The organism is Brotaphodocola sp., assembly GCF_050873065.1.
In the GTDB taxonomy this organism is placed as follows: domain Bacteria; phylum Bacillota; class Clostridia; order Lachnospirales; family Lachnospiraceae; genus Brotaphodocola.
Genome location: NZ_JBNMIC010000012.1, coordinates 1 through 25,210, shown reverse-complemented (window position 1 = coordinate 25,210; position 25,210 = coordinate 1). Strand labels below are relative to the sequence as shown.

The following is a 25,210-nucleotide window of genomic DNA, read 5'->3' as shown; positions in this document are numbered from 1 at the left end:
AGTGTCGACGTGAAAAAGTAAGAGTAAGAGAAAAGAATGGGGCGATCGCTCGGCAAAGAAATTTGCGAAGGCGACAGCCCCATTTGTCTTAATATGGAATTTGATCGGTGGTCGGCAGTGTTTCTCTTCAGAAATGCTGTTTTGTATAGCACATAGCAAAGGAGAAAGAATAGGTGCGAACCTTATCTGAAATCATTGTAAAGCGGGATTATACTCAGAAGGCTCCTTCTTCCATCTTTTATAAAGACAGTCCTTTCTGGCAGAGACTGCTTTGTGTCTGCTTTATTGGCTTGCTGACATTTGCAGGTCTGGGTGAGTGGAAGACATTGAACAATATGCTCGGTGGCCTGCCGAAAATATTTACAATGGGTGTGATCGCCATGACTGTGGGTTACGGATTTATTTATCCGGATATCGAACGTCTGAAAAAAATAGTCTGGCCGGCGCTTGTCTGTATGTCATTGATTGCTGCGCTGCTTCTCTGGTCCATGGTCATCTGGATGATGAATCTGAATAATATTTCTACAATGGTGGACGCCTGTTCCAAGCTTGTCTTTCAGAGCATTTCGATTTTGACGGCAATTTCAGGTGTTTATCTATTTGGATCAAAAACCATTGATATGTTTGCCATTGCGATGTGTATGGCCAATGCAGGAATTATGGTCCTTGAGATACCAAATTTTGGCCTGGGACCAAGTATTCAGTCACTGGTTACCTGCCTTGTGACGTTCGGAGAGGCAGAGGGATATGCGCGCAATCTGGAGATCCATGATATCACATTTGTGTTTGGCCAGCTGGTGCTCTATTACGCAGCATTTGCCCCTCATGAGACGAGGAGAGAGAAACGTCAGCGCATCTTTTTTCTGATTGCATGTACCTTTTTCTTTTTTGTCGGTATGAAGCGTATTGCGATTCCTGCCGTTGTTTTATTTGTTATTGTGGCATACTTTGTTCGCCTGTTTAAAAAGAAAAAACCCATTTTTGTTCTCTGGGGAATTGCATGGGTAATTTTTTTCTTTTTGTATCTTTATGGAGTTCGCACCGGAGTGGTCTCCCAAGTGTTGAAAGTGCTTGGCATTGATATGATGGGACGTGACTATCTCTGGAGTCTGGCAAACGATTACTATGAATTTTCGGTAGGATATTTTGGAAAAGGATTTGAATATGTGGATTCCATTGTGGGAATCTGGTATAACGCAGGGATTATCAATCATCCATATCCGTTTCACAATGACATTCTGAAAGTATTCGTGGAAATGGGCTTCCCGGGCTTTATGTTTTGGTCCGGTATTCAGTATATCATCACGCCTATTTTCTGGACAAAGTATGCGGATGATGAGACAACGCTTTTGTATCTTTGCAATCTCAGCTATATGACGATGACGTATCTGACGGATAATACATCTTTCTCTTTCTGGAGCACGATGGCGTTGCGTCTGATTCCGGTGGCTTACTCGATGGAGCGCAAGAAGCCCCCGAAACCGCAGGTTTGGAAACCGCGCGATAAAAAGGAAATGCATGAGCACATCCGCATTCTGATGCAGGAGTCACAGGAACAAAAATAAGAAAGAAACAGCAGGGAATGTGACAAGGGTGTATCCCTGACAGGAAAAGCAAAAAGAAGCGCCAGCAGGTAAAATCAGGTAAAGGATCTGATTTTGTCTGACTGGCGCTAAAAAGATTTATAGGGATAATTGCTGGAATTATGTTTGTTTGTGTTTATTTATGAAGCAGATGTTTGCGGATCAATATCCCGGCACGATCGGATACATTTTGTATGATAACTGCCAAGAGACAGGTCAGGCCTAAGACCCCAACAAAATAAAACACATCAAAAGGACGCTCGTTCGATAAATAAGCATTCTTCAAAATCACAAGTATCGGAAACTGGAAGAGATAGATGAACGAAGAATACCGGTTCATAGTTTTTAAGACCGGATTCTGGATCTCCATCTTATCCATCAGCCAAATCAGCAGGAGACCGACCGGAACCAACATGAGATTATGAAAAACCAAATCCAGCACGCCTCTTTCGGGAACAGTGAAGGCAACGCCTCCAATGACAATTTCTGCCACAAGGATCAGAAAAATTGCGCTTTTCTTTTTCATAAATATGGTGATGGCGTCTGCATACTCGTAAATAAACACTCCAAACGGGAAAGCCAGTTCGCTGATGTAATAATTTCTATAGTTATTTCCGGTAAAGTGATCTGCGCACAGGATCATCAGAATGACGGCAGATACAGTTCCAAAAAGAAAAAGATTCCGGATATGTTTGGAGTTCGGGAATAGGCAATATGCCGCATAAAAAACAAGATACAGGACGATGATTGCTGGCATATACCAGTTGATCAGACTCAGAGCCTCATTCCATCCAAGCACCAGATTTTTGATGAGTGTGCTTAATACGCTTGAGAATATTGTGATCCACAGTAAGTTTCCTATTTTTCTCCAGAAATGCTGCAAATAATCAGGCTTGTTTGCTGCGGAATAGGCTAAACCGTAGCCGGATAACATGAAGAAATATCCGACTCCAAATGTGGATATTTTTCTTAAAGGAAACAAAATAAACGGTAAATGTTTGTATGGGAGCGAGCAGTGGGTAAATACGATCAGGATAGCAAAAATAAATCGCAATTTGTTCAGTCTGTTCATAATGGTTTTTACATTCATGTTGGCCGGCTCAAGATGAATGTTCCAAATGCATAATGCCAACAAGAAGAGATAGAGAACGATATAAGTCATACGTTTTTCTCCTTTGTATATTTCTTACAGGTAAAACTGCGGGTAAAGCAAAAGCAAGGATGACAGCGAGGGAAAAGGATGGAGAGACAGAAGATATCAAGACATCAGGAAAAATGAAGTCCTGAAAAATCAAACATGCTTCCCAAGGTGTTGCCCAGAGAGGTTGGTTTCATTGCTTCTTCAATTTTTCGAAGTGTCTTGTTGAACAGATTCTCGTCCTTGAAAATTTTTAAAAGTTCTGCTGTATTTCTCGCATCATCCAGAGCATCGTGTTCTTTGCCGGCAAAATCAATTCCCGCCATCTCTAAGGCAAGGGATAAAGAGACCTGCCGCTCAAAGCCGAGATGACTGTCAAATTCTTTTTGAAAATCCGTCCATTTAGAATCGACGATAGAATGCTCCGCTTCTGTGAGTTCATATTTCTTCAATGCAATTTCTTTTATGATCTGGTTGTAATCCGTATCACTCCACGCGTAAATGGTTACCTCGTCATTTTTTCCCATACACCAGTCAGTAAACATTCGGAATGCTTCTTTATATGTCGGTGCATTGGCAACCATCTCATTCGTGATTCCGGTAAGGCTGCTGATTTTGGGGACAATGGCATCATTGTACTCCGGCTTTATATATGTTCGAAAAGAATCAATTTCATGCAGGTCATCATCCAACATGACAGCTCCGATTTCGATGGTCTCTGTGGTACATATATTTCTTATTTCTGCTTTTAGATGAACCGGATTCATCTCCAGATCAATAACAATGTGTTTCATGCGTCGCTCACCCTCCCAATGAAAATCTGTTTGTAGATACATTTGTAGCTGTAATTTGTACATACGTATTGTTAATTATAAGGATACGGAAAAAGAAGCGATGCTGTCAATAGTTTTTGGAGGATTCTTTTTGGCGGAATACAAATTTCCTATCTGCGTATAAAGTGAAAATTTCTTGTAGATAAAATTGTCTTTCTGCATGGAATCAGTTAAACTTATATGGAGAAAATTAGAAGAAACAATGGTATTGTCCAGACGCAGAAAGTTTTCTGAAGGACCCATATCTGTTTTATGAAAATTGTGAATATGCAAGTGAAGTGTGTAAAATTCCGATGGTGGAATATATGCTGAATATTCCAGAAATCAGAGAGCTTTGGATAAAGGATGAAATCGATGATGAAGATCTAAAGAAAAAGCTGTTTCAGAACACGAAACGGCGCAGGGGAGGGAAAAGATGAGGGTCAGCGAAAATCTTTTTGAACTCATTATGGAAGAAGCGATTGACAGCAAAAAAGGAATATGTTATGATGTTCCGGTATGAAAACGCCGAGGCCCGGTTGCATGGCCACTCCAGCCACATACCTGGTTTCCGGTAAGTTTATTTAATATTTTTAAGGAGGATTTTACAATGATTTCTAAGGAAAAGAAAGCAGCTATCATCGCAGAGTACGGCAGAAAGCCGGGAGATACCGGTTCACCGGAGGTTCAGATCGCAATCCTGACCGCTCGTATCGCTGAGCTGACCGAGCACTTAAAGAGCAACATGAAGGATCATCATTCCAGACGTGGTCTGCTGAAGATGGTTGGTCAGAGACGTGGTTTACTGAACTACCTGAAGAAGACCGACCTCGAGGGCTATCGTGCACTGATCGAGAAGCTGGGTATCAGAAAGTAATTTAGATATAAAAGGGGGCGGAGAGGGTTTCTTCTCCGCCTTTGTTTGTATCTGAGTGAATTCCAAAATCCAAAACAGAAAAGACAGAAAAACAGGAACAGGACCCCGAAGCCGCTGCTGTACCTACAAGACAGGATTTGTTGAAGAAAGCCCATCAAAAAGCTTTTTACAAGAAATGGAAAACTGGGAGGGCAGGCAAAATTGTGGGCAGAGCAGTAGTTTCGAGGAGAGATCCTTCTGTTTTTCGAGACTTTTCCGTCTGCTGTTTACTGATTGATTTCTAATTTTTTACCGTTTTCTTCCAGTTTCATAAAACTCTGCGAAATTTCATAAGAACTCATAAGAATTCATAAAAATTCGTGAGATTTCGTGAAAATCCGGAAATATATGTGGCAAATGAAGAAAGACTAGGCAATAAATCAGTGAGAGATCAGGAAACAGGCATTAAGAAAAAAGAAAATGAGATGAAAGGAAAACAAGACATGTACAAAAGTTATAGTATGGAACTTGCTGGCAGAACGCTTACCGTAGATGTGGGCAGAGTTGCCAAGCAGGCAAACGGTGCAGCACTGATGCATTACGGAGATACCGTTGTACTTTCCACCGCAACCGCATCCGACAAACCGCGTGAGGGCGTTGATTTCTTCCCGCTGAGCGTAGAATATGAGGAGAAGATGTATGCAGTTGGAAAGATTCCGGGTGGATTCAACAAGAGAGAGGGAAAGGCATCTGAGAATGCAATCCTGACCTCCCGTGTTATTGACCGTCCGATGCGTCCGCTGTTCCCGAAGGACTACCGCAACGATGTCACCCTTGACAACATTGTTATGTCCGTAGATCAGGACTGCAGCCCGGAGCTGACCGCTATGCTCGGTTCCGCAATCGCAACTGCAATCTCTGATATCCCGTTTGACGGTCCGTGTGCAACGACCCAGATCGGTCTTGTAGACGGTGAGTTCGTTGTGAACCCGACTCAGGCACAGAAGGTTGCTTCTGATCTGGCTCTGACTGTTGCATCCACGAGAGAGAAAGTCATCATGATTGAGGCCGGTGCAAAGGAAGTTCCGGAGGATGTGATGATCGAGGCAATTTACAAGGCAGATTCCGTAAATAAGGAGATCATCGCCTTCATCGATAAGATCGTTGCAGAGTGTGGAAAGCCGAAGCACAGCTATGAGAGCTGCGCAGTTCCGGAGGAGCTGTTTGAGGCAATCAAAGAGATCGTTCCGCCGGCAGAGATGGAAGTTGCAGTTTTCACCGATGACAAGCAGACCCGTGAGGCAAATATCCGTGCAATCACCGAGAAGCTTGAGGAGGCATTTGCAGACAACGAGGAGTGGCTGGCACTGCTCGGAGATGCTGTTTACCAGTATCAGAAGAAGACTGTCCGCAAGATGATTCTGAAGGATCACAAGCGTCCGGATGGCCGTGCGATCACTGAGATCCGTCCGTTAGCAGCAGAGGTTGACCTGCTTCCGCGCGTACACGGCTCCGCAATGTTCACCCGTGGACAGACCCAGATCCTCAACATCTGTACTCTGGCTCCGCTGTCTGAGGCACAGAAGTTAGACGGACTGGATGATCTTGAGACCACAAAGCGCTACATGCATCATTACAACTTCCCGTCCTTCTCCGTAGGTGAGACAAAGCCGTCAAGAGGACCGGGACGTCGTGAGATCGGTCATGGTGCTCTTGCAGAGCGTGCACTCGTTCCGGTACTTCCGTCTGAGACCGAGTTCCCGTATGCAATCCGTACCGTATCTGAGACGATGGAGTCCAACGGTTCCACCTCTCAGGCAAGTATCTGTGCATCCACAATGTCTCTGATGGCAGCTGGTGTTCCGATCAAGACGATGGTAGCAGGTATCTCCTGTGGTCTGGTAACCGGTGAGACCGATGACGATTACATCGTTCTGACAGATATCCAGGGTCTTGAGGACTTCTTCGGCGATATGGACTTTAAGGTAGGCGGAACTCACAAGGGTATCACCGCAATCCAGATGGATATCAAGATCCATGGTCTGACCCGTCCGATCATCGAGGAGGCAATCCGCAGAACCCGCGAGGCAAGACTGTACATCCTCGATGAGGTTATGGCTAAGGCAATCTCCGAGCCGAGAAAGACCGTTGGCAAGTACGCTCCGAAGATCGACCAGATCAGCATTGATCCGCAGAAGATCGGTGATGTAGTCGGCAAGCAGGGCTGCGTGATCAACAAGATCATTGAGGAGACCGGCGTAAAGATCGACATTTCTGAGGATGGAAATGTTGCAATTTGCGGAACCGATCAGGCAATGATCGACCGTGCAAAGGAGATCATCCACAACATCGTTACCGATATTGAGCCGGGTCAGGTAATTACCGGTAAGGTTGTTCGCATCATGCCGTTCGGCGCATTCGTTGAGCTCAAGCCGAAGAAGGATGGAATGATCCATATTTCCCGCCTGTCTGACCGCCGTGTCGAGAAGGTTGAGGATGTAGTAAATATCGGAGATACCGTAACCGTTAAGGTACTCGATGTAGACAAAGCTGGCAAGATCAGCCTGAGCATGAAGCCGGGTGACCTTGCAAAGAAGGACAGTGAAAACTAGTTTTATGAGAACAAAAAAAATAAATGGCTTTCTTACCGGAATGCTGGCTACCGTCATGGTGGCCGGCACTTCCTTTACGACACCGGCAGAAGTGATTGTGCCGGCAAATGGATTGACGACAGAAGCAAAACAGGAATCACCGGCTGCAGCGGCCACAGAGACGACGCAGGCTCCTGCCCAGACTTCACCGGCACCGGTGACCTCTGAGACCACAGCAGCACCGACGACGCCCGCGGCAAGTGCAGGACAGACGACTTCTTCCACTGTCGTGTCTGCGGGAGGCACGGCGCAGACTTCATCTGCACCGACTTCTTCCACGACGCCGTCCGCATCTTCGGGCACTGTGTCCTCCGGAACAACAACCTCAGCAGGTTCTTCAACCGGAACGACCTCTCCGGTGATTGGACCGGGAATGAGCAGTTCTGGTTCGATTGGACCGGGAGTTTCGGGGATCGGCGGAGGAATGATTCCCCAGATTCCGGAGTCGACGAATACGACAGACGGAACGAGTGCTTTTGCGGGAACCGTGACGGATCCGATTGTCAAGGTGGCAGAAAAGTACACCTATGATCAGATGAGTCAGGATATTCAGAAGTTATCAGCGCGTTATGGAAGCCATATGAAAGTGAATGTGATCGGCACCTCATTGGACGGCAGAAATCTCTATGAGATTATTGTCGGAAATCAGAATGCACCGAAGCACATCCTGATTCATGCGGGCATTCATGCGAGAGAATATATGACACCGCTTCTTGTGATGAAGCAGTTAGAGTACGGTCTGGCATTTTATGACAGCGGAAGCTACAATGGAACTCCGCTTTCCCAGCTCTTTAATCAGGTTGCCATTCACTATGTTCCGATGGTAAATCCGGATGGAATTGCAATCAGCCAGTTTGGAGAGAGCGGAATCCGTTCAGAGAGTCTGCGTCAGCAGATTCGCCAGTGCTATGAGAATGACAAGGCACTTGGAAGAACGAGTGCAACGTATGAGCGCTATCTTCTGTACTGGAAGGCAGATGCGAGAGGCACGGATTTGAACCAGAATTTCCCGGCAGACTGGGATCAGGTGAGCAGCTCTCCGAAGCCGTCCTACGGCACATACAAGGGAACAAGCTCTCTGTCTGAGCCGGAGAGTCAGGCACTTGCAAATCTTGCCCTGTCAAGAAACTGGGCACTGACGATCAGCTATCACAGCATGGGAAATCTCATTTACTGGGATTACGCAGGCAACAAGGTCAAAGAGACATCTAAGGCTTTGGCAGACCTGATGGCATCCAAGACCGGTTATCGTCTGGGCGGATCAAGTGGTCACGGCGGTTTCAAGGACTGGGTACAGATCAAGGATGCTCCGATTCCGAGTGTGACGATTGAGGTTGGAAGTGTCACCTGTCCGATGCCGGTTTCCGAATTCCCGGCAGTATGGCAGCACAATAAGGAAGTCTGGGCAGCGGCAGCAGAATTTGCCATGCAGCACTAACCGGACTTTCACCGGATTTTCACCAGACTTTTAAATCTTAAAATATCTTAAAATATTGAAACTGGAAAAAGACGACAGTAATGAGAAAATAAAGATCTCTCATCGCTGTCGTCTTTTGTATGATAGGAAATTGCGTCCTATCATACAAAAAATGCTCCGCAAGGATGCGCACTCGGCGCAGGGGAAGATGGTTGCCAAAGCAACCGCGCCTCGGCGCGAGAATGTGCCAAGGCACATTCTTTTTTATATAAATTTCCAGTTAAGAAAGTTATGTTTTATCGTGTAAAACTGCTCTTTTTTCAATACCCGGTTGAAAACTGTAAAGTTTCTATGGTATAGTGAAATTGTTGTGGCTGTGAAAAAGAGAGAAAAGAGAGAAAACAGGCAGTCACGGTTTGCTTACGTGCAAACGAGGAGAAAGGGGAAACTATGTCAATCAACGATGTTTCAAACCTGTTTGGTTTTCTGGGCGGACTCGGAATGTTCCTGTACGGCATGAGTATCATGGCGGATGGTATGCAAAAGACCGCGGGAAGCAAGATGAGTACATTCCTGGGAAAACTGACAAACAACCGTGTGATGGCAATCGCCCTCGGCGCCCTGATCACTGCAATCATCCAGAGCAGTGGAGCGACGACGGTTATGGTAGTCGGCTTTGTAAGTGCGGGAGTCTTGAATCTGACTCAGGCAGTCGGCGTCATCATGGGTGCCAATATCGGTACGACGATCACGGCGTGGATCGTCTCGATGAGCCAGCTCGGGGACACGATGAAAGTGCTCAATCCCGGATTCTATGCGCCATGTATCATCGGTATCGGAGCACTGCTTCTGGTTTTTGCCAAGTCGCAGAAGAAACATATGGCAGGAGAGATTGCGATCGGACTTGGTCTGCTCTTCATGGGACTGAGCCTGATGTCCGGGTCGATCTCCCCGTATACGGATGCACCGATCTTCGCACAGGCTTTTGCCGTGCTTGGAAAGAATCCGATTCTCGGCATGATTGTCGGAGCGGTCGTGACGGCAATTCTTCAGAGCTCATCCGCATCAGTCGGAATTCTCCAGACACTGGCGCTCAATGGTGTCGTGACCACGAGCGCGGCGATTTATATTACACTCGGTCAGAACATCGGTTCCTGTGTGACGGCGATGCTCTCGAGTATGGGAGGAAGCCGGACTGCAAAGCGTGCAGCGGTGATTCATCTGAGCTTTAACACAATCGGAGCATTGATTTTCGGTGTGGGTGGATTTGTGTGGTTTGCCCTGCGCCCGGACATCGGACTGTCCAACATCACGGCAGTTCAGATTTCCATTTTCCACACGGTGTTTAACCTTGTGAATACAACGGTTCTCTTCCCGTTTGCCAACCAGCTTGTCAAGCTGTCCGGCATGATTGTGAAGGGCAGCGATGAGGAAGACACGGAAGAGGACGAGGCATCTGCAACACTCAAACATCTCGATGAGCGTATCTTTGAGTCTCCGGCATTTGCGGTTGAGACGGCTGCCCTCGAGGTCGTTCATATGGCACAGATTGCAATGGGAAATGTGAAGACGGCTCTCGATGCGATTCTGACGGAGAATGTTGAGGAGATTCAGAGCGTATATAAGACAGAGAAAACTCTGAACAATATGGAAAAGTTCCTGACGGAGTACCTGATTAAAGTGGACAATCTTTCCCTGACGGAAAAACAGAAGAAACTGGTCAACAACCTGTTTTACAGCGCGAGTGACATTGAGCGGATCGGAGACCATGCGGAAAACCTTGCAGAGCAGGCGGAATACATGGTACAGCACAAGCTCGTCTTTTCTGAGACGGGACAGGCAGATTTGAAATCCATCAGCGACAGTGCAGTCAAGGCATTCCAGTATGCGATTGAGGCGCGCCAGAACGGAGATATGGACTCTGTGCGCAAGGTGAGCCAGTATGAGGATGATGTGGACAGTCAGGAGGAGGAGATGCGCGAGAAGCACATCGAGCGACTGACAAAGGGAAAATGCGATCCGTCTGCGGGAATCGTTTTCCTCGACATTATCAGCAATTTAGAGCGTATTTCCGATCATGCATACAATCTCGCCGGTTATGTCAAGGATGAGATGTAATTCACTCTGAATTTTTTCTGGTCAGAATGTAAAGTTTTGGAAAAAACTATGCTAAAAAACCATCAAGCCGGGTGAGAAATATTCTGAAAAGAGACAAAACAAGCGGAAAAGCGGCAAAAAAGTGTAAAAATTCAGAGAGAAACCTGTGAAAAAGAGTGAGACAAAAGAAAAAAAGTCAACAAGAGTTTTTAAAATGCAAAAAAACTACTTGCTATTTTATAGAGAATTGGGTAGAATAGAGGCAGGTTGATTATAATTTAACAATCATTAAATTTTTAACAAGCAGGAGGATTTCATCATGGCAGTAAAAGTAGCAATTAATGGTTTTGGCCGTATCGGTCGTCTGGCATTCCGTCAGATGTTTGGAGCAGAGGGTTACGAGGTTGTTGCAATCAACGACTTAACCGATCCGAAGATGCTGGCACACCTGCTGAAGTATGATACCGCTCAGGGTGGATACGCTGGTCACATTGGCGAGGGCAAGCACACCGTTGAGGCGGGAGAAGACTCCATTACCGTAGATGGCAAGAAGATTACAATTTATAAAGAGAAAGACGCAAAGGATCTTCCGTGGGGCGAGATCGGTGTTGATGTAGTTCTGGAGTGCACCGGCTTCTACACCTCCAAGGAGAAGTCTCAGGCTCACATCGACGCTGGCGCTAAGAAGGTAGTTATCTCTGCTCCGGCTGGTAACGACCTGAAGACCATCGTTTACAGCGTAAACGAGAAGACCCTGACCGCTGACGATACCATCATTTCCGCAGCATCCTGCACCACCAACTGCCTGGCTCCGATGGCAAAGGCTCTGAATGACTACGCTCCGATCCAGTCCGGTATCATGAGCACCATTCACGCTTACACCGGCGACCAGATGATTCTGGATGGCCCGCACAGAAAGGGTGATCTGAGAAGAGCAAGAGCAGGCGCTGCAAACATCGTTCCGAACTCCACCGGCGCAGCTAAGGCAATCGGCCTGGTTATCCCGGAGCTGAACGGCAAGCTGATCGGTTCTGCACAGCGTGTTCCGGTTCCGACCGGTTCTACCACCATCCTGACCGCTGTTGTTAAGGGTGCAGACGTAACCAAGGAAGGCATCAATGCAGCAATGAAGGCAGCAGCTAGCGAGTCCTTCGGCTACAACGAGGATCCGATCGTTTCTTCCGATGTTATCGGTATGAAGTACGGTTCTCTGTTCGATGCAACTCAGACCATGGTTTCCAAGATTGCAGACGATCTGTACGAGGTTCAGGTTGTTTCATGGTATGATAACGAGAACTCTTACACCAGCCAGATGGTTCGTACCATCAAGTACTTCGCAGAGCTGGCTTAATTTCACCGACGCAGACTGAGCAGACGGACAGGCATGAACATGAGAAATGTCTGAAGTCTGCTTGAGAGCAGGAGAAATCGAAGAAGACTCATGAAGGGGTCCGGTCTCAAAGAGGGCCGGACCTCTTTTTGTCTCATAGGAAATTTTTTTGCTTTATTGTAAAACAATTTTTTTGTGTGGAAGGAGCGACATCTGCTATGTTAAATAAGAAGAGTGTTGACGATTTAAAGAATGTAAAAGGCAAGAGAGTCCTGGTTCGTTGCGATTTCAACGTACCGTTAAAGAATGGCGAGATCACCGATGAGACCCGTATCGTGGCAGCTCTGCCGACGATCAACAAGCTGATCAGCGAGGGCGCAAAGGTAATTCTGTGCTCCCATCTCGGAAAAGTTAAGAATGGTCCGAACGAGGGTGAGTCCCTGGCACCGGTTGCAAAGCGTCTGTCTGAGAAGCTGGGCAAGGAAGTTGTTTTCGTTTCCGATTACCATGTAACCGGAGAGGCAGCTACTGAGGCTGTTGCAAAGATGAATGACGGCGACGTTGTTCTGCTTCAGAACACCCGTTTCCGCGGCGCTGAGGAGACCAAGAACGGCGAGGAGTTCAGCAAGGAGCTGGCTGATCTGGCTGATGACTATGTATGCGATGCATTTGGTTCCTCTCATCGTGCACACGCTTCCGTTGCAGGCGTAACCAAGTACATCACCGAGAAGGGTGGTACCAACGCAGTTGGTTATCTGATGCAGAAAGAGATCGACTTCCTGGGCAATGCAGTTGAGAATCCGGTTCGTCCGTTCGTTGCAATCCTGGGCGGTGCTAAGGTTGCTGATAAGCTGAACGTAATCTCCAACCTGCTTGAGAAGTGCGACACCCTGATCATCGGCGGTGGTATGGCATTCACCTTCTTAAAGGCTGAGGGCAAGAACGTTGGTAAGTCTCTGGTAGACGACACCAAGCTTGACTACTGCAAGGAGATGATGGAGAAGGCTGAGAAGCTCGGCAAGAAGCTTCTGCTTCCGGTTGATGCTGTTACCGCTGGCGCATTCCCGGATCCGATCGATGGACCGATCGAGGTAGAGGTTGTATCTGCTGATGGTATCGCTGAGGACAAGATGGGTCTGGATATCGGACCGAAGACCGCAGAGATGTACGCTGAGGCTGTTAAGACCGCAAAGACCGTTGTATGGAACGGACCGATGGGCGTATTCGAGAACCCGACTCTGGCAAAGGGTACGATCGCAGTCGCAGAGGCTCTGGCAGAGACCGACGCAACCACAATCATCGGCGGCGGTGATTCCGCAGCAGCTGTAAACCAGCTTGGTTTCGCTGACAAGATGAGCCACATCTCTACCGGTGGCGGCGCATCCCTGGAGTTCTTAGAGGGCAAGACCCTTCCGGGCGTAGCAGCAGCTGACGATAAGGAATAAATAAAACCGAGTATATAAAGATGCTTTTGGAGTCTCATCTGAATCCGGGGGCTGAATGAGAAAATATATTTTTAAGTATGTTTTCCCGTTCACTCCCCGGGACGGGGGAGGCTCTGAATTGCATAGTGGGGAATAGAAGGAGAAGAACATCATGGGAAGAAAGAAAATTGTAGCAGGCAACTGGAAGATGAACATGACTCCGAGCGAGGCAGTTGCCCTGATTGATACCTTAAAACCGCTGGTAAAGAATGATGATGTTGACGTTGTATTCTGCGTTCCGGCAATCGACATCATTCCGGCAATCGAGGCTGCAAAGGGAAGCAACATCCAGATCGGCGCTGAGAATATGTACTTTGAGGAGAAGGGTGCATACACCGGCGAGATTTCCCCGAATATGCTGACCGATGCAGGCGTCAAGTATGTCATCATCGGACATTCCGAGAGAAGAGAGTACTTCGCAGAGACTGATGAGACCGTAAACAAGAAAGTGCTCAAGGCATTTGAGCATGGCCTGACCCCGATCATCTGCTGCGGCGAGTCCTTAACACAGAGAGAGCAGGGCATCACGATCGACTGGATCCGCCAGCAGATCAAGATTGCTTTCCTGAATGTAACCGCAGATCAGGCTAAGACTGCTGTCATCGCTTACGAGCCGATCTGGGCAATCGGAACCGGCAAGGTTGCAACGACTGAGCAGGCTCAGGAAGTTTGCGCAGCAATCCGTGCATGCATCGGAGAGATCTACGATGAGGCAACCGCAGCAGCAATCCGCATCCAGTACGGCGGTTCTGTTTCTGCAAAGAGTGCACCGGAGCTGTTTGCACAGGCAGACATCGATGGTGGTCTTGTAGGCGGCGCATCTCTGAAACCGGACTTTGGCGCAATCGTAAATTATAACAAATAATTTATTTACACTTGTTTTTCCGTGTAGTAAAATTCAAGGGGCAGGAGGACATCCTGCCCCGATTTTGTTTTATAGGAAATTGCGTCCTATCATATTTACTTTTGGGGGAGAGGGGGAGTTTTCCATCACGAAAATCGATGAGATAAAACAGAGACTGCGAGAACATGTTCAAGAAATTTGCAGGAAAATGAGGTCAGAGAGCTCTGGGGAGTATCATGCGGAGAACTACGCAAAGAAGTATGCAGAGAAGTACGCAGAAAATGAAAAACTGGCAGAAAAGCTGACGGAAAAGCAGTGGGAGAAAAAGAAGCGCCACAGACAGTATGCAAAAAATATGGGAGTGGTGTGTTTTTTTATGTCGGTGGCAACACTCGGAGCTCTGGCATTTCTCCATTTTGGACAGAATGATGCCAGTGTGTCGATTATCTATGTGCTTGCGGTGATGCTGACTGCGCGCTGCACAACGGGATATGTGGCAGGAATTCTTGCCTCCCTGCTCGGCGTGTTCTGTGTGAATTTTGCGTTCACTTATCCCTACATGAGCCTGAACTTTTCGATCGACGGGTATCTTGTGACATTTGGCGGAATGATGATCATCTCTTCGATCACGAGTGTGACGACGACCCAGCTGAAACAGAAAAATCAGATCCTGAAAGAGCGCGACAAGATGCTTCTCGAGGCAGAGAAAGAGACGATGCGTGCCAACCTTCTGCGTGCCGTTTCCCATGATCTGCGCACGCCCCTGACCGGGATGATCGGAATGACGAATGCCTATCTCGAGGGCGGAGATCACATGTCGGAGAGTGAAAAGCGCGAGATGGTCGCCAATATCCGGGAGGATGCAAACTGGCTGTTAAATATGGTTGAAAATCTTCTCACAGTCACGAGGATTCAGGTGGGCGATGCGAAGATGAACACAAGCCCCGAACCTCTCGAGGAGGTTGTGTCCGAGGCGATGATGCGTTTCAGACGCCGCCTGCCAAAGGCGAAGGTGCGTGTCAGTGTGCCGGATGAATTTCTGATGGTTCCGATGGACGCGATGCTGATTGAGCAGGTGATCATCAATCTGCTTGAGAACGCCGTTTACCATTCCGGTGTCGAGGATGAGATTGAATTCCGGGTGACGAAGGAAGAGGAGAATGCCGTCTTTCATATCCGGGATTTCGGAAAAGGAATTGATCCGGCGCGTCTGGACACGATCTTTGACGGTGTAGGAATTGATAAAAATGCAAGTGGGGACTCCCACAAGGGAATGGGAATCGGACTGACGATCTGCAAGACGATCATCACGGCGCATCATGGCACAATCTGCGCCGTCAACCATGACCGGGGAGCAGAGTTTATTTTTACATTACCGCTTGAGGAGGAAAAGTTGAATGAATAATAAACCGACGATTCTGATTATTGAGGACGAAAAGACGATTGGAAGTTATATGGAGACGATTGTGAGTTCCAACGGATATAAGGCACTCTGTGCACAGAACGGAATGTCCGGTCTCTCTCTCTGCATGTCCCACCAGCCGGATCTGATTCTTCTGGATCTGGGTCTTCCGGATATCGATGGAATGGATGTCCTGCACAAAGTCAGAGAATTTGCCTCGATCCCGGTGATCGTGATCTCCGCGCGCACCCTTGAGAGAGAGAAAGTGGCTGCCCTCGATGCGGGTGCCGATGATTACATCACGAAGCCATTCGGATCAGAGGAACTTCTCGCGAGAATCCGCACGGCACTGCGCCACAGCGTTCAGACCGCGGACAAGCCGCGGGCTGCTGTCTATGAGAGTGATGGTCTTCGGATCGATTTTGACAAGCGTCTTGTGACGCTCGATGGAAATGAGGTGCATTTGACCCAGATCGAGTACAAGCTCGTCTCCCTGCTCGCCCAAAATGCGGGGAAAGTCCTCACCTATGATCTGATCCTCAAGGAGATCTGGGGACCCTACGCCGATACGGACAACCAGATTTTGCGCGTCAATATGGCGAACATCCGCAGAAAACTGGAGAAGAATCCGGCGGAACCGCATTACATCAACACGGAGATCGGCGTGGGATACCGGATGCGGGAATAGCAGATCAAGCCGAAAATGAAAAATGGAAGCAAGTCTAGGTGAGTGGCATCGAAATGCAATCAGCTGCCCTGCTGTCCGGTGTTGATGATCTTCCACGCGCCGGACTTGCTCGAGCGAGCGATGCTGACCGTGTGGTAGGAATTGCCGGAGCGCCGGTCCGAGACGGTGATGATCTTGTAGATGATCAGATTTCCCGGGCCGTACTCCGCCTCAATTCCGGCATTGTGATAGAGAGAAAAATCTCCGTCGAGCGGGTAGATCTGATCGACGCCCTCACAGTCGGAGGAGGACTCATTGTAGTAGGACTGCGCGAGATCTTCCGTCTCATTCAGTTCCTTTTCGGTCAGGGCTGCGATGTAGGAGGGAGTATCTTCCGCGAGAGAAGCGATCGCTTCCGTCTCCATCGTGAAGCGTTCAGGAAGCTCGTCTGCAAGCTCAGACGGGATCATATTGATTGCATTTCGCTCTGCTTCCGAGAGAGAGTCATAGAAATGCAGCCATTTGAGGGTGTCTTTTGAGACATCCTTTTTCTTTTTGTAAATGCCCTCGTACTCAATCGTGTCATCGGCGAGAAACAGCATATACTGGCCGTTCACGCGAACAGCAGCAGCTCCCTCGTGGAGAATGATGCACGGGGCGCCGAGGCAGGAAAAGTTTGCCTCGCCGTTCGAGGAGGGACGTTCACTGCTCTTGATGACATGTGTGATTGAGAGGGTGGCGTGTCTGCCGTTTAAATGAGCTTTGCGTCCCGTTGCACGCAGACAGTTCTCCTCGAGATAGACCATCTGGGAAGGCAGATCAGAGGAAGCATTCTTTTTCGTCTTGTTTCGATCTTCATTTTGATCCTGATTGAGATCCTGATTAGGATCTTGTTCCGGATTCTGATACGGTCTGTCGGAATTCTCGTCAGTGTCATGTCTGTGACCGACTCTTGCAGAATGTTCCGCGATTGTTTGTCTCGAGGAAGGAGAGGAAACCGCAGTGGAGAAGAGCTGGCATCCTGTCAGAAGAATTCCGAGTGTCAGAATCGTTATGATAAGCGTTAAAAATCTGCGCATAAATCCTACACTCCTTATGATTCGTGCTGATATTAGTGCCATTATACCAAAATGGGACCAGAAAAGATTTAAGATATCCGAAAGATTTATGGAAATCCTCTGGTCAAAAGAGAAAAAATCTGCTATCATCACTGTGTTATGCGAAAAATAGCGTAAAAACGCGGAAAAATATAGGTAAAAAATATTGCTGCTTATCGGCGCATAAGCGGCAACCAAGAGATACGCGAAAAGAGGAAGAAAGGGAAACAGGTAAGTTAAAAAATGGCAGGAAGTAAAAATGGAATCGTAGTTCTCGGAGCAGTATTTGTGGATATCAAGGGATTTCCGGATGATATCTATATTCCGGACGGCAGAAATGCCGGACGTGTCGAGTATATCCACGGCGGAGTCAGCCGGAATGTCGTGGAAGACATCGCAAATATGGAACTGAGACCGACGTTCCTTGGCATTGTCGATGATTCTGCGCTCGGAGAGGCAGTCATTCGCAAGTTAAAGAATCACAAGGTAAACACAGAATACATGAAGACAATTCCGAATGGAATGGGAACCTGGCTTGCAGTATTTGACAACAGCGGAGATCTCGCAGGTTCGATTTCCCAGCGCCCGGACCTCATGCCGATTCTTTCGATTCTTGAGGAGAATGGGGATGAGATCATCGAGAACTGTGATTCTGTGATTCTGGAGGTGGACATCGACAAGGAGATTGTCAAGAAAGTGGTTCAGCTGTGTGAGAAGTATGACAAGAAACTCTACGGCGTGGTCAGCAACATGAGCATTGCCGTTGAACGTCGGGATTTCCTCAAGAGCTTTGACTGCTTTATCTGCAACCAGCTTGAGGCAGGCATCTTTTTTGCCGACGATTACAGTGAGAAGACACCGGATGAGCTCTGCGAGATTCTCACGGAGCGCCTGAAAGTGGCAAAGATTCCGTCGATGATCGTGACGATGGGAGCTCAGGGTTCTGTCTATGCGGATGATCAGGGAAACCGCGGATACTGCCCGGTACAGAAGGTGACGGTAAAAGATACGACAGGTGCGGGAGATGCGTTCTGTGCAGGTGCGGCAAGCGCGCTGACTTACGGAAAGACACTCGCTGAGGCGGTGGAGATCGGAACGAGACTGTCGGCATCCGTGATCACATCTTCTGAGAATGTCTGCCCGCGCTTTCAGCCGGAAGAGTTCGGCATCAGTGCGGAGAGATAGGAAAATCGTTCAGATTTTAAATTTTTAAATTTGCGAATCTGTGGAGCCATTGACAGACACTGCGGGAAAAAACTGCGCATAGAATACACCAGAAATGAGGTGGGTTCTATGCGCTTTTCTGACTTGAAACGAAAGGAAGTCGTCAATATCTGTGACTGCAAACGGCTCGGATTTGTCGGAGATCTCGATTTTGATCCGAAGACCGGTTGTATCACCCATCTGATCGTTCCGGAGGCGGGATGTATCTGTGGAATCTTCGGACACGAGAAAGAATATGTGATTCCGTTTGGTGATGTCAAACAGATTGGGGACGATTTGATTCTCGTGGAAATGAAAAAGCCAAAAGATGCGGAAAAACCGTGCAAAAATGGCGGAAAGTGAAGGAAAATCGCTTGCATATCTATGCAGGGTCATGTAAAATGAAGCTATTCAAAAAGTATTCAAAAAAATGAAAAAACTTGTAGAGAAGAAAGAAAATAACCGAAAAAACTGGTAGAAATCCGAGAGACGAAAGAGAGGGGAGACAATCAGTGAAATGTCCATTTTGCGGCGCTGCCGATACAAAAGTGATTGATTCAAGACCGGCGGATGATAATAGTTCGATTCGCCGCCGCCGTCAGTGTGAGACCTGCGGAAAGCGCTTTACGACTTATGAGAAATTAGAGACCATGCCGCTTATGGTGATCAAGAAAGACCGCTCGCGGGAGGAGTATGACCGCTCCAAGATTGAGGCGGGGATTGTCAACTCCTGTCACAAGCGTCCGGTGTCAACCCAGCAGATCAATGCTGCGATTGACGATATAGAAAATCAGATCTTCAATATGGAAGAGAAGGAAGTCGAGACCTCTGTGATCGGAGAGCTTGTGATGGCGAGACTCCAGAAGCTCGATGAGGTGGCTTATGTGAGATTTGCATCTGTGTACCGGGAATTCAAGGATGTGAATACATTCATGGAGGAACTGGGAAAACTGTTAAAGAAGCAGGAAGGCCAGGATAAGTAAAAAAAGTAGCCGTACAAAAAAAGTACAAATACAGGAACGCAGAATAGGGGAAGAGCATGCTGGAACGTTTTTATCCGAAAGAGTGGGTCGACAGCACCTACGAGATTGACTGGGAATCGTGGTACGAAAAAGGAATCCGAGGTGCCGTTTTTGACATTGACAACACTCTTGTTCCTCATGGTGCCCCTGCAGATGACCGGGCAATCGCGTTGTTTTCACGCCTGCATGCGATGGGAATGAAGACCTGTCTGCTCTCAAACAACAAGGAACCGAGAGTCAAATCGTTCGCGGATCAGGTGAATTCCCCGTATATTTACAAGGCGGGAAAACCGTCTGTGAAGAATTACCGGAAGGCGATGGAGCGGATGGGGACCGATGAGAAGAATACGATCTTTGTCGGCGATCAGCTCTTTACGGACGTGTATGGGGCAAACCGCAGCGGGATTTACGGAATTCTCGTGAAGCCGATCAACCCGAAGGAGGAGATCCAGATCGTCCTGAAACGGTATCTGGAGGCGATCGTACTTTATTTTTATAGGAAAAGTCTAAAAAAGGCTTAATTGACGGGGAAAATCGGGGATGCGCGAAAAAAACAGTTGAAAAAACAAGCTGTTTATTATAAAATAAGATAGATTATGAGCGAGTACGCAAATTCAAGGAGGAATATCACATGATTTCAGCAGGTGATTTTAGAAACGGAATTACCCTGGATATGGATGGAGCTGTTTATCAGATCGTAGAGTTCCAGCACGTAAAACCGGGTAAAGGCGCTGCATTTGTAAGAACCAAAATTAAGAACGTTATGACCGGAGCTGTTGTAGAGAGAACTTTCCGTCCGACCGAGAAGTTCCCGGCTGCAAGAATTGACCGTGTAGATATGCAGTATCTGTACGAGGATGGCGATCTGTACAACTTCATGAACATGGAGAACTATGAGCAGATGGCTCTGGCTAAGGACGTAATCGGTGACGCTCTGAAGTTCGTGAAAGAGAACGAGACCGTTAAGATCTGCTCTTACAACGGCAAGGTATTCTCTGTTGAGCCGCCGCTGTTCGTAGAGCTGGAGATCACCAACACCGAGCCGGGCTTCAAGGGCGATACCGCACAGGGTGCAACCAAGCCGGCTACCGTAGAGACTGGTGCTACCGTATATGTACCGCTGTTCGTAGACAACGGAGACAAGATCAAGATCGATACCCGTACTGGCGAGTATCTGTCCAGAGTTTAATTTTTAATTGGACTCCGATTAAAAGAAATGTAAAAAGACCCTTTGGGAGACAGGTTGTTTTCCGAAGGGTCTTTTTTGTAAGGGTGAGGAATTTTGCTTATGGGAGAGAATGGAGAAAGAGCAGGCGGAGAAAGATTTAAAACGATGCGGATCCGCGGCGTCGTGGAACGAATTACCTACCAGAATCCGGAAAACGGTTATACCGTCTTGAAGTGTGCCGTCAAGAATTACACAGATCTTGTGACCGTCGTCGGAAATCTTCTCGATGTCAATGTCGGTTCGGTTCTCCTGATTGATGGCAACTGGAAGATTGACAGCCGGTACGGGCGACAGTTTACGGCAGAGAGCTGGGAGGAGACGATGCCCGCAACTGTTTTCGGGATTGAGAAATACCTCGGTTCCGGTCTGATTAAGGGAGTCGGTCCCAAGTTTGCAAAGCGGATTGTGCAGACGTTTGGGACGGAGACGATTGAGGTCATCGAGAGCGACGTGAACCGCCTGCTGGAAGTGGAGGGAATCGGAAAGAAGCGGATCCAGATGATCCACGAGAGCTGGGAGAAGCAGAAGGAGATCAAGAACATCATGCTGTTTCTTCAGGATCACGGGGTCAGCACTTCCTTTGCGGCAAAAATTTATCGCCAGTACGGAAATGCGAGCATCCAGATCGTAAAGGAAAATCCGTTTCGCCTTGCAGATGACATCTGGGGAATCGGATTTCGGACCGCAGACGGAATTGCGCAGAAGCTGGGATTTGAGAAAAATGATTTTGCGAGAATCCGGAGCGGAATCATGTACACGCTCAGCGCACTTGCAGATGAGGGGCATGTCTATGCGGAGCGGGAACAGCTGATCAAAAAGGCGACAGAACTTCTCGAGGCGGATGAGATGTGCATTGCCGGGGCGATTGAGAAGATGCGGGAAGCGAAGGATCTGATCTGTGAAGCGTGGAGAGAGGATAATGGGGATTCTAGTGGTTTGGGGGATTTTGGTTTAGGGGATTTGAAGGAAGCGATCTATCTCCCACCATTTTACTATGCAGAGACAGGAGTCGCATCAAGACTCCGGCGGTTGACGCAGACTCCGGCAAAGGATCGTCTTTGGACTTCCCTGATGCAGGCGAGGCAGAAGACGGGAAACACAGAGCTCTCCGTCGATGTCAAAAAGATTCAGGAGCGCGTCCATATGGAGTACGATGAGGTGCAGACCGAGGCGATCCGCCAGGCGGCAGTCTCAAAAGTCATGGTACTCACAGGTGGGCCGGGAACGGGAAAGACGACGACAACACAGGGAATCATCACGGCGTTTCAGTCATTTGGATTAAAGATTCTGCTTGCGGCACCGACAGGGCGGGCGGCAAAGCGGATGACCGAGGCGACCGGACTTGAGGCGAAGACGATTCACCGGCTTTTAGAGTGCAAACCGCCGGAGGGATACCAGAAAAATGAGGAAAATCCGCTTGAGGGTGATGTGCTGATCGTCGATGAGTGTTCAATGATCGACATTGTGCTGATGAACTCGCTGCTAAAGGCAATTCCGCTTGGGATGCGCCTGATTCTCGTCGGAGATATTGACCAGCTTCCATCTGTCGGTGCGGGAAACGTCCTGCGCGATATCATGGATTCCGGGACAGTTCCGGTGATCCGCCTGACACGGATTTTCAGACAGGCACTCAGCAGCCGGATTATCATGAATGCGCACCGGATCAATCAGGGGCAGATGCCGGATCTCTCAAACGGGGCGGACACGGATTTCTTCTTCACGTCGAAGGAAGATCCGGAGGAGGCGGCAGCGGAAGTCGTGAATCTCGTCAAGACAAAGCTGTCGAGGTATTATGCGGTGCCATCGTCGCAGATCCAGGTGCTCACACCGATGCAGCGCGGAGTCGTCGGGGCCGCAAAATTGAATCTAATGCTTCAGGAAGCTTTAAATCCGCAGGGCGATCAGCTTTTCCGGAGCGGATATGCCTACCGCGTCAATGACAAGGTGATGCAGATCCGGAACAATTACGAGAAAGAAGTCTTCAACGGGGATATCGGACTCATCGTGTCCGTGGATATGCAAAGCAGAGTGCTCAGTGTTGATTTTGACGGGCGGATCGTCTCTTACGAGTCGTCGGAACTGGACGAGCTTGTGCACGCTTACGCGACGACGATCCATAAGGCGCAGGGCTCCGAGTATCCGATTGTCGTGATGCCGGTGCTGATGAATCACTTTGTGATGCTCCAGCGTAATCTGATCTACACAGGAATCACCCGCGCAAAGAAGGTGCTCGTGATTGTCGGAACGAAGAAGGCGCTAGCATATGCAGTACGAAATGTGACCGTCACGAAACGCAATACGCATTTGAAGATGCGGTTGCGGGAGAGTGGGGATGCGTTCTTGATGGGGGAGTTTCCGAGTGAAGAGTTTGGGGAAAATTGGAGCTTTTAAATATAGGATGTTGATTTTATATAGGTTTTGATAGCTAGGTTTGAGATTCTTGAAATAGCTTAAAAGAATTTGAGATTCTTATTTTGGAAGATATTTCTTGATAAGATTGCATTGGATAAAAATAGTGATATAAAATTTATTTGTCTTTATGAGACGCAGTGGCAGGCAGGAGAAGTCCATGCGAACTCGTTCTCACTCCGGGCTCAGCGCAGCGGTGCGTAAGACCGCAAAATACGCGGTCTAAACACCGGCGCTTCGCACGGGTTCGCATTGGATTCCCTGCCACCCCTGCGCCTGCTTAGTTGATTTGGCAATATTAAAGTGAGAGGTTTTATTTTGATTGCGTAAAAAACATTAAAAAAATTAACAAGGAAAAGAAAAATAATGGTAAAATAAATTTGATTTGCTCCAAAAGAGATTATAGATGAAGTACGAGAAAGGGCACAGTTAGATGGTAACAGGAGAACTGAAAAGTAAGATTGATAGTTTATGGGAAATTTTCTGGACAGGTGGATTGACGAATCCATTAGATGTAATTGAACAGATGACGTATTTGATGTTTATTCACGATTTGGATGAGACAGATAACCGTCATGCGAAAGAAGCATTGATGCTGGGATTGCCTTATACAAGTGTCTTTAAAGAAAATGTTCAGATCGGTGATCGCGTAGTTAATGGCAATCAGCTGAAATGGAGTGTATTTCATGATTTTCCTGCAACACAGATGTACGCAACGATGCAGGAAATGGTTTTTCCGTTTATAAAGAATCTTCATGGAGACAAAGATAGTGCATATGCAAAATATATGGGCGATGCAATCTTCAAGATTCCAACTGCATTAATGCTGGATAAAATTGTAAATGCGATGGATGGAATTTACGAACAGGTAGCACAGTTGAAAGATATGGATGCCCGTGGTGATATTTATGAGTATCTTCTTTCTAAACTTGCAACAGCTGGTGTAAATGGTCAGTTCCGTACTCCGAGACACATTATTAAAATGATTGTGGAGCTGATGCAACCGAAAGCAGACGATGTAATTTGTGATCCTGCTTGTGGTACAGCAGGCTTTCTAGTAGAAGCAGGTGACTATTTAAGAAAAAATCGTAAGCAGGAAGTGCTCTTAAAGAAAGAAAATAAAGATCACTATATGAATCACATGTTCCATGGATTTGATATGGATCGAACCATGCTTCGTATCGCTGCGATGAACATGATGACACATGGGGTAGATAATCCGTCGATTGAGTATCGTGATAGTTTAAGTGATCAGAACTCGGATAAAGAGGCATATAGCCTGATTTTAGCAAATCCGCCTTTCAAAGGTAGTCTGGATTACGATATTGTATCCGCAGATTTGCTGAAAGTATGCAAAACGAAAAAGACAGAATTATTGTTCCTGACACTCTTTTTGAGAATGCTTAAAGTGGGCGGAAGATGTGCATGTATCGTTCCAGATGGCGTATTATTTGGCTCTTCCACAGCACATAAGGCAATTCGCAAGGAAATCATCGAAAATAACAGACTGGAAGCAGTCATTTCTATGCCGTCTGGTGTGTTCAAACCGTATGCAGGAGTTTCCACTGCTATTTTGATTTTCACAAAGACAGGACATGGTGGAACCGATAAAGTCTGGTTTTACGATATGAAAGCAGATGGACGTAGTTTAGATGATAAGCGAAATGAGATTGAGGAAAACGATATTCCTGATATTATTGCACGCTTCCATAATTTAGATGCAGAAGCAGATCGAGAGCGCACCGAGCAGAGCTTCTTCGTTCCAAAAGAGGAAATCGTTGAAAACAATTATGAGCTTTCCATCAACAAGTATAAGAAAGTCGAGTATGTTCCAGTTGAGTATCCTTCAACTGAAGAGATTATGACTGATTTGCGAGAGCTGGAAGCAAAGATAAGTGAAGAAATGGAAGCATTATCACAGCTTTTGGGGCTGTAATAATGCTATTTGGAAAAATTAAATTCGGATTTGT

Annotated in this window: 20 protein-coding genes; 17 read left to right on the top strand and 3 right to left on the bottom strand. The window is 47.4% G+C overall.

Annotated features, from left to right (window positions below; genetic code table 11):
- Positions 1 to 173 precede the first annotated feature (173 nt).
- On the top strand, positions 174 to 1,565 hold the full coding sequence (locus ACR0QE_RS05110; RefSeq protein ID WP_432627286.1) for an O-antigen ligase family protein: 1,392 nt from the start codon (positions 174 to 176) through the stop codon (positions 1,563 to 1,565).
- A 154-nt stretch (positions 1,566 to 1,719) separates the two neighbouring features.
- Here ACR0QE_RS05110 and ACR0QE_RS05105 read toward each other — a convergent pair whose 3' ends face one another.
- Positions 1,720 to 2,745, bottom strand: coding sequence for an acyltransferase family protein (locus ACR0QE_RS05105; RefSeq protein ID WP_432627285.1), 1,026 nt, complete (start codon positions 2,743 to 2,745; stop codon positions 1,720 to 1,722).
- A gap of 104 nt (positions 2,746 to 2,849) precedes the next feature.
- Positions 2,850 to 3,578, bottom strand: a complete 729-nt coding sequence (locus tag ACR0QE_RS05100; RefSeq protein WP_432627284.1) for an exonuclease domain-containing protein — start codon at positions 3,576 to 3,578, stop codon at positions 2,850 to 2,852.
- Positions 3,579 to 4,143: 565 nt separating this feature from the next.
- On the opposite strand from ACR0QE_RS05100, the gene rpsO reads away from it, so the two are divergent.
- From rpsO to ACR0QE_RS05055, 9 genes are all read left to right on the top strand, one after another.
- The gene (gene rpsO, locus ACR0QE_RS05095; protein WP_177977497.1) at positions 4,144 to 4,410 is read left to right on the top strand and encodes a 30S ribosomal protein S15; all 267 of its coding nucleotides are present in this window, start codon (positions 4,144 to 4,146) and stop codon (positions 4,408 to 4,410) included.
- Positions 4,411 to 4,892: 482 nt separating this feature from the next.
- Positions 4,893 to 7,001, top strand: a complete 2,109-nt coding sequence (locus ACR0QE_RS05090; RefSeq protein ID WP_432627283.1) for a polyribonucleotide nucleotidyltransferase — start codon at positions 4,893 to 4,895, stop codon at positions 6,999 to 7,001.
- A gap of 4 nt (positions 7,002 to 7,005) precedes the next feature.
- Positions 7,006 to 8,478: a M14 family zinc carboxypeptidase gene (locus ACR0QE_RS05085; RefSeq protein ID WP_432627282.1), complete on the top strand. Its 1,473-nt coding sequence runs from the start codon at positions 7,006 to 7,008 to the stop codon at positions 8,476 to 8,478.
- Positions 8,479 to 8,907: 429 nt separating this feature from the next.
- A complete protein-coding gene (locus tag ACR0QE_RS05080) occupies positions 8,908 to 10,575 on the top strand; it encodes a Na/Pi cotransporter family protein (RefSeq protein ID WP_432627281.1) in 1,668 nt (555 codons plus the stop codon).
- Positions 10,576 to 10,873: 298 nt separating this feature from the next.
- Complete coding sequence (gene gap, locus ACR0QE_RS05075; RefSeq protein ID WP_432627280.1) at positions 10,874 to 11,905, top strand: type I glyceraldehyde-3-phosphate dehydrogenase; 1,032 nt, start codon at positions 10,874 to 10,876, stop codon at positions 11,903 to 11,905.
- A 197-nt stretch (positions 11,906 to 12,102) separates the two neighbouring features.
- Complete coding sequence (locus ACR0QE_RS05070; RefSeq protein WP_432627279.1) at positions 12,103 to 13,329, top strand: phosphoglycerate kinase; 1,227 nt, start codon at positions 12,103 to 12,105, stop codon at positions 13,327 to 13,329.
- 151 nt (positions 13,330 to 13,480) lie between these two features.
- Positions 13,481 to 14,233: a triose-phosphate isomerase gene (gene tpiA, locus ACR0QE_RS05065; RefSeq protein WP_432627278.1), complete on the top strand. Its 753-nt coding sequence runs from the start codon at positions 13,481 to 13,483 to the stop codon at positions 14,231 to 14,233.
- A gap of 334 nt (positions 14,234 to 14,567) precedes the next feature.
- A complete protein-coding gene (locus ACR0QE_RS05060; RefSeq protein WP_432627308.1) occupies positions 14,568 to 15,617 on the top strand; it encodes a sensor histidine kinase in 1,050 nt (349 codons plus the stop codon).
- Complete coding sequence (locus ACR0QE_RS05055) at positions 15,610 to 16,302, top strand: response regulator (protein WP_432627277.1); 693 nt, start codon at positions 15,610 to 15,612, stop codon at positions 16,300 to 16,302. Before ACR0QE_RS05060 ends, ACR0QE_RS05055 begins: the two co-directional genes overlap by 8 nt.
- A 59-nt stretch (positions 16,303 to 16,361) precedes the next feature.
- Here ACR0QE_RS05055 and ACR0QE_RS05050 read toward each other — a convergent pair whose 3' ends face one another.
- Positions 16,362 to 17,360, bottom strand: coding sequence for a hypothetical protein (locus ACR0QE_RS05050; protein ID WP_432627276.1), 999 nt, complete (start codon positions 17,358 to 17,360; stop codon positions 16,362 to 16,364).
- Between the two features lie 261 nt (positions 17,361 to 17,621).
- On the opposite strand from ACR0QE_RS05050, the gene ACR0QE_RS05045 reads away from it, so the two are divergent.
- The 7 genes from ACR0QE_RS05045 (at position 17,622) to ACR0QE_RS05015 (ending at position 25,176) form a co-directional block, all read left to right on the top strand.
- Positions 17,622 to 18,563: a carbohydrate kinase family protein gene (locus tag ACR0QE_RS05045; RefSeq protein ID WP_432627275.1), complete on the top strand. Its 942-nt coding sequence runs from the start codon at positions 17,622 to 17,624 to the stop codon at positions 18,561 to 18,563.
- 108 nt (positions 18,564 to 18,671) lie between these two features.
- Positions 18,672 to 18,944, top strand: coding sequence for a PRC-barrel domain-containing protein (locus tag ACR0QE_RS05040; protein WP_432627274.1), 273 nt, complete (start codon positions 18,672 to 18,674; stop codon positions 18,942 to 18,944).
- A gap of 149 nt (positions 18,945 to 19,093) precedes the next feature.
- Positions 19,094 to 19,564 (top strand): transcriptional regulator NrdR, encoded by a 471-nt coding sequence (gene nrdR / locus ACR0QE_RS05035; protein WP_432627273.1) that lies wholly within the window; start codon positions 19,094 to 19,096, stop codon positions 19,562 to 19,564.
- 56 nt (positions 19,565 to 19,620) lie between these two features.
- Positions 19,621 to 20,124 (top strand): YqeG family HAD IIIA-type phosphatase, encoded by a 504-nt coding sequence (locus ACR0QE_RS05030; protein ID WP_432627272.1) that lies wholly within the window; start codon positions 19,621 to 19,623, stop codon positions 20,122 to 20,124.
- Positions 20,125 to 20,234: 110 nt separating this feature from the next.
- Complete coding sequence (gene efp / locus ACR0QE_RS05025) at positions 20,235 to 20,792, top strand: elongation factor P (protein WP_177977561.1); 558 nt, start codon at positions 20,235 to 20,237, stop codon at positions 20,790 to 20,792.
- Between the two features lie 99 nt (positions 20,793 to 20,891).
- Positions 20,892 to 23,222 (top strand): SF1B family DNA helicase RecD2, encoded by a 2,331-nt coding sequence (recD2, locus tag ACR0QE_RS05020; protein ID WP_432627271.1) that lies wholly within the window; start codon positions 20,892 to 20,894, stop codon positions 23,220 to 23,222.
- Between the two features lie 451 nt (positions 23,223 to 23,673).
- Positions 23,674 to 25,176 carry an N-6 DNA methylase gene (locus tag ACR0QE_RS05015; RefSeq protein ID WP_432627270.1) on the top strand — a complete coding sequence of 501 codons (1,503 nt, stop codon included), beginning with the start codon at positions 23,674 to 23,676 and terminating at the stop codon, positions 25,174 to 25,176.
- Positions 25,177 to 25,210: the final 34 nt, after the last annotated feature.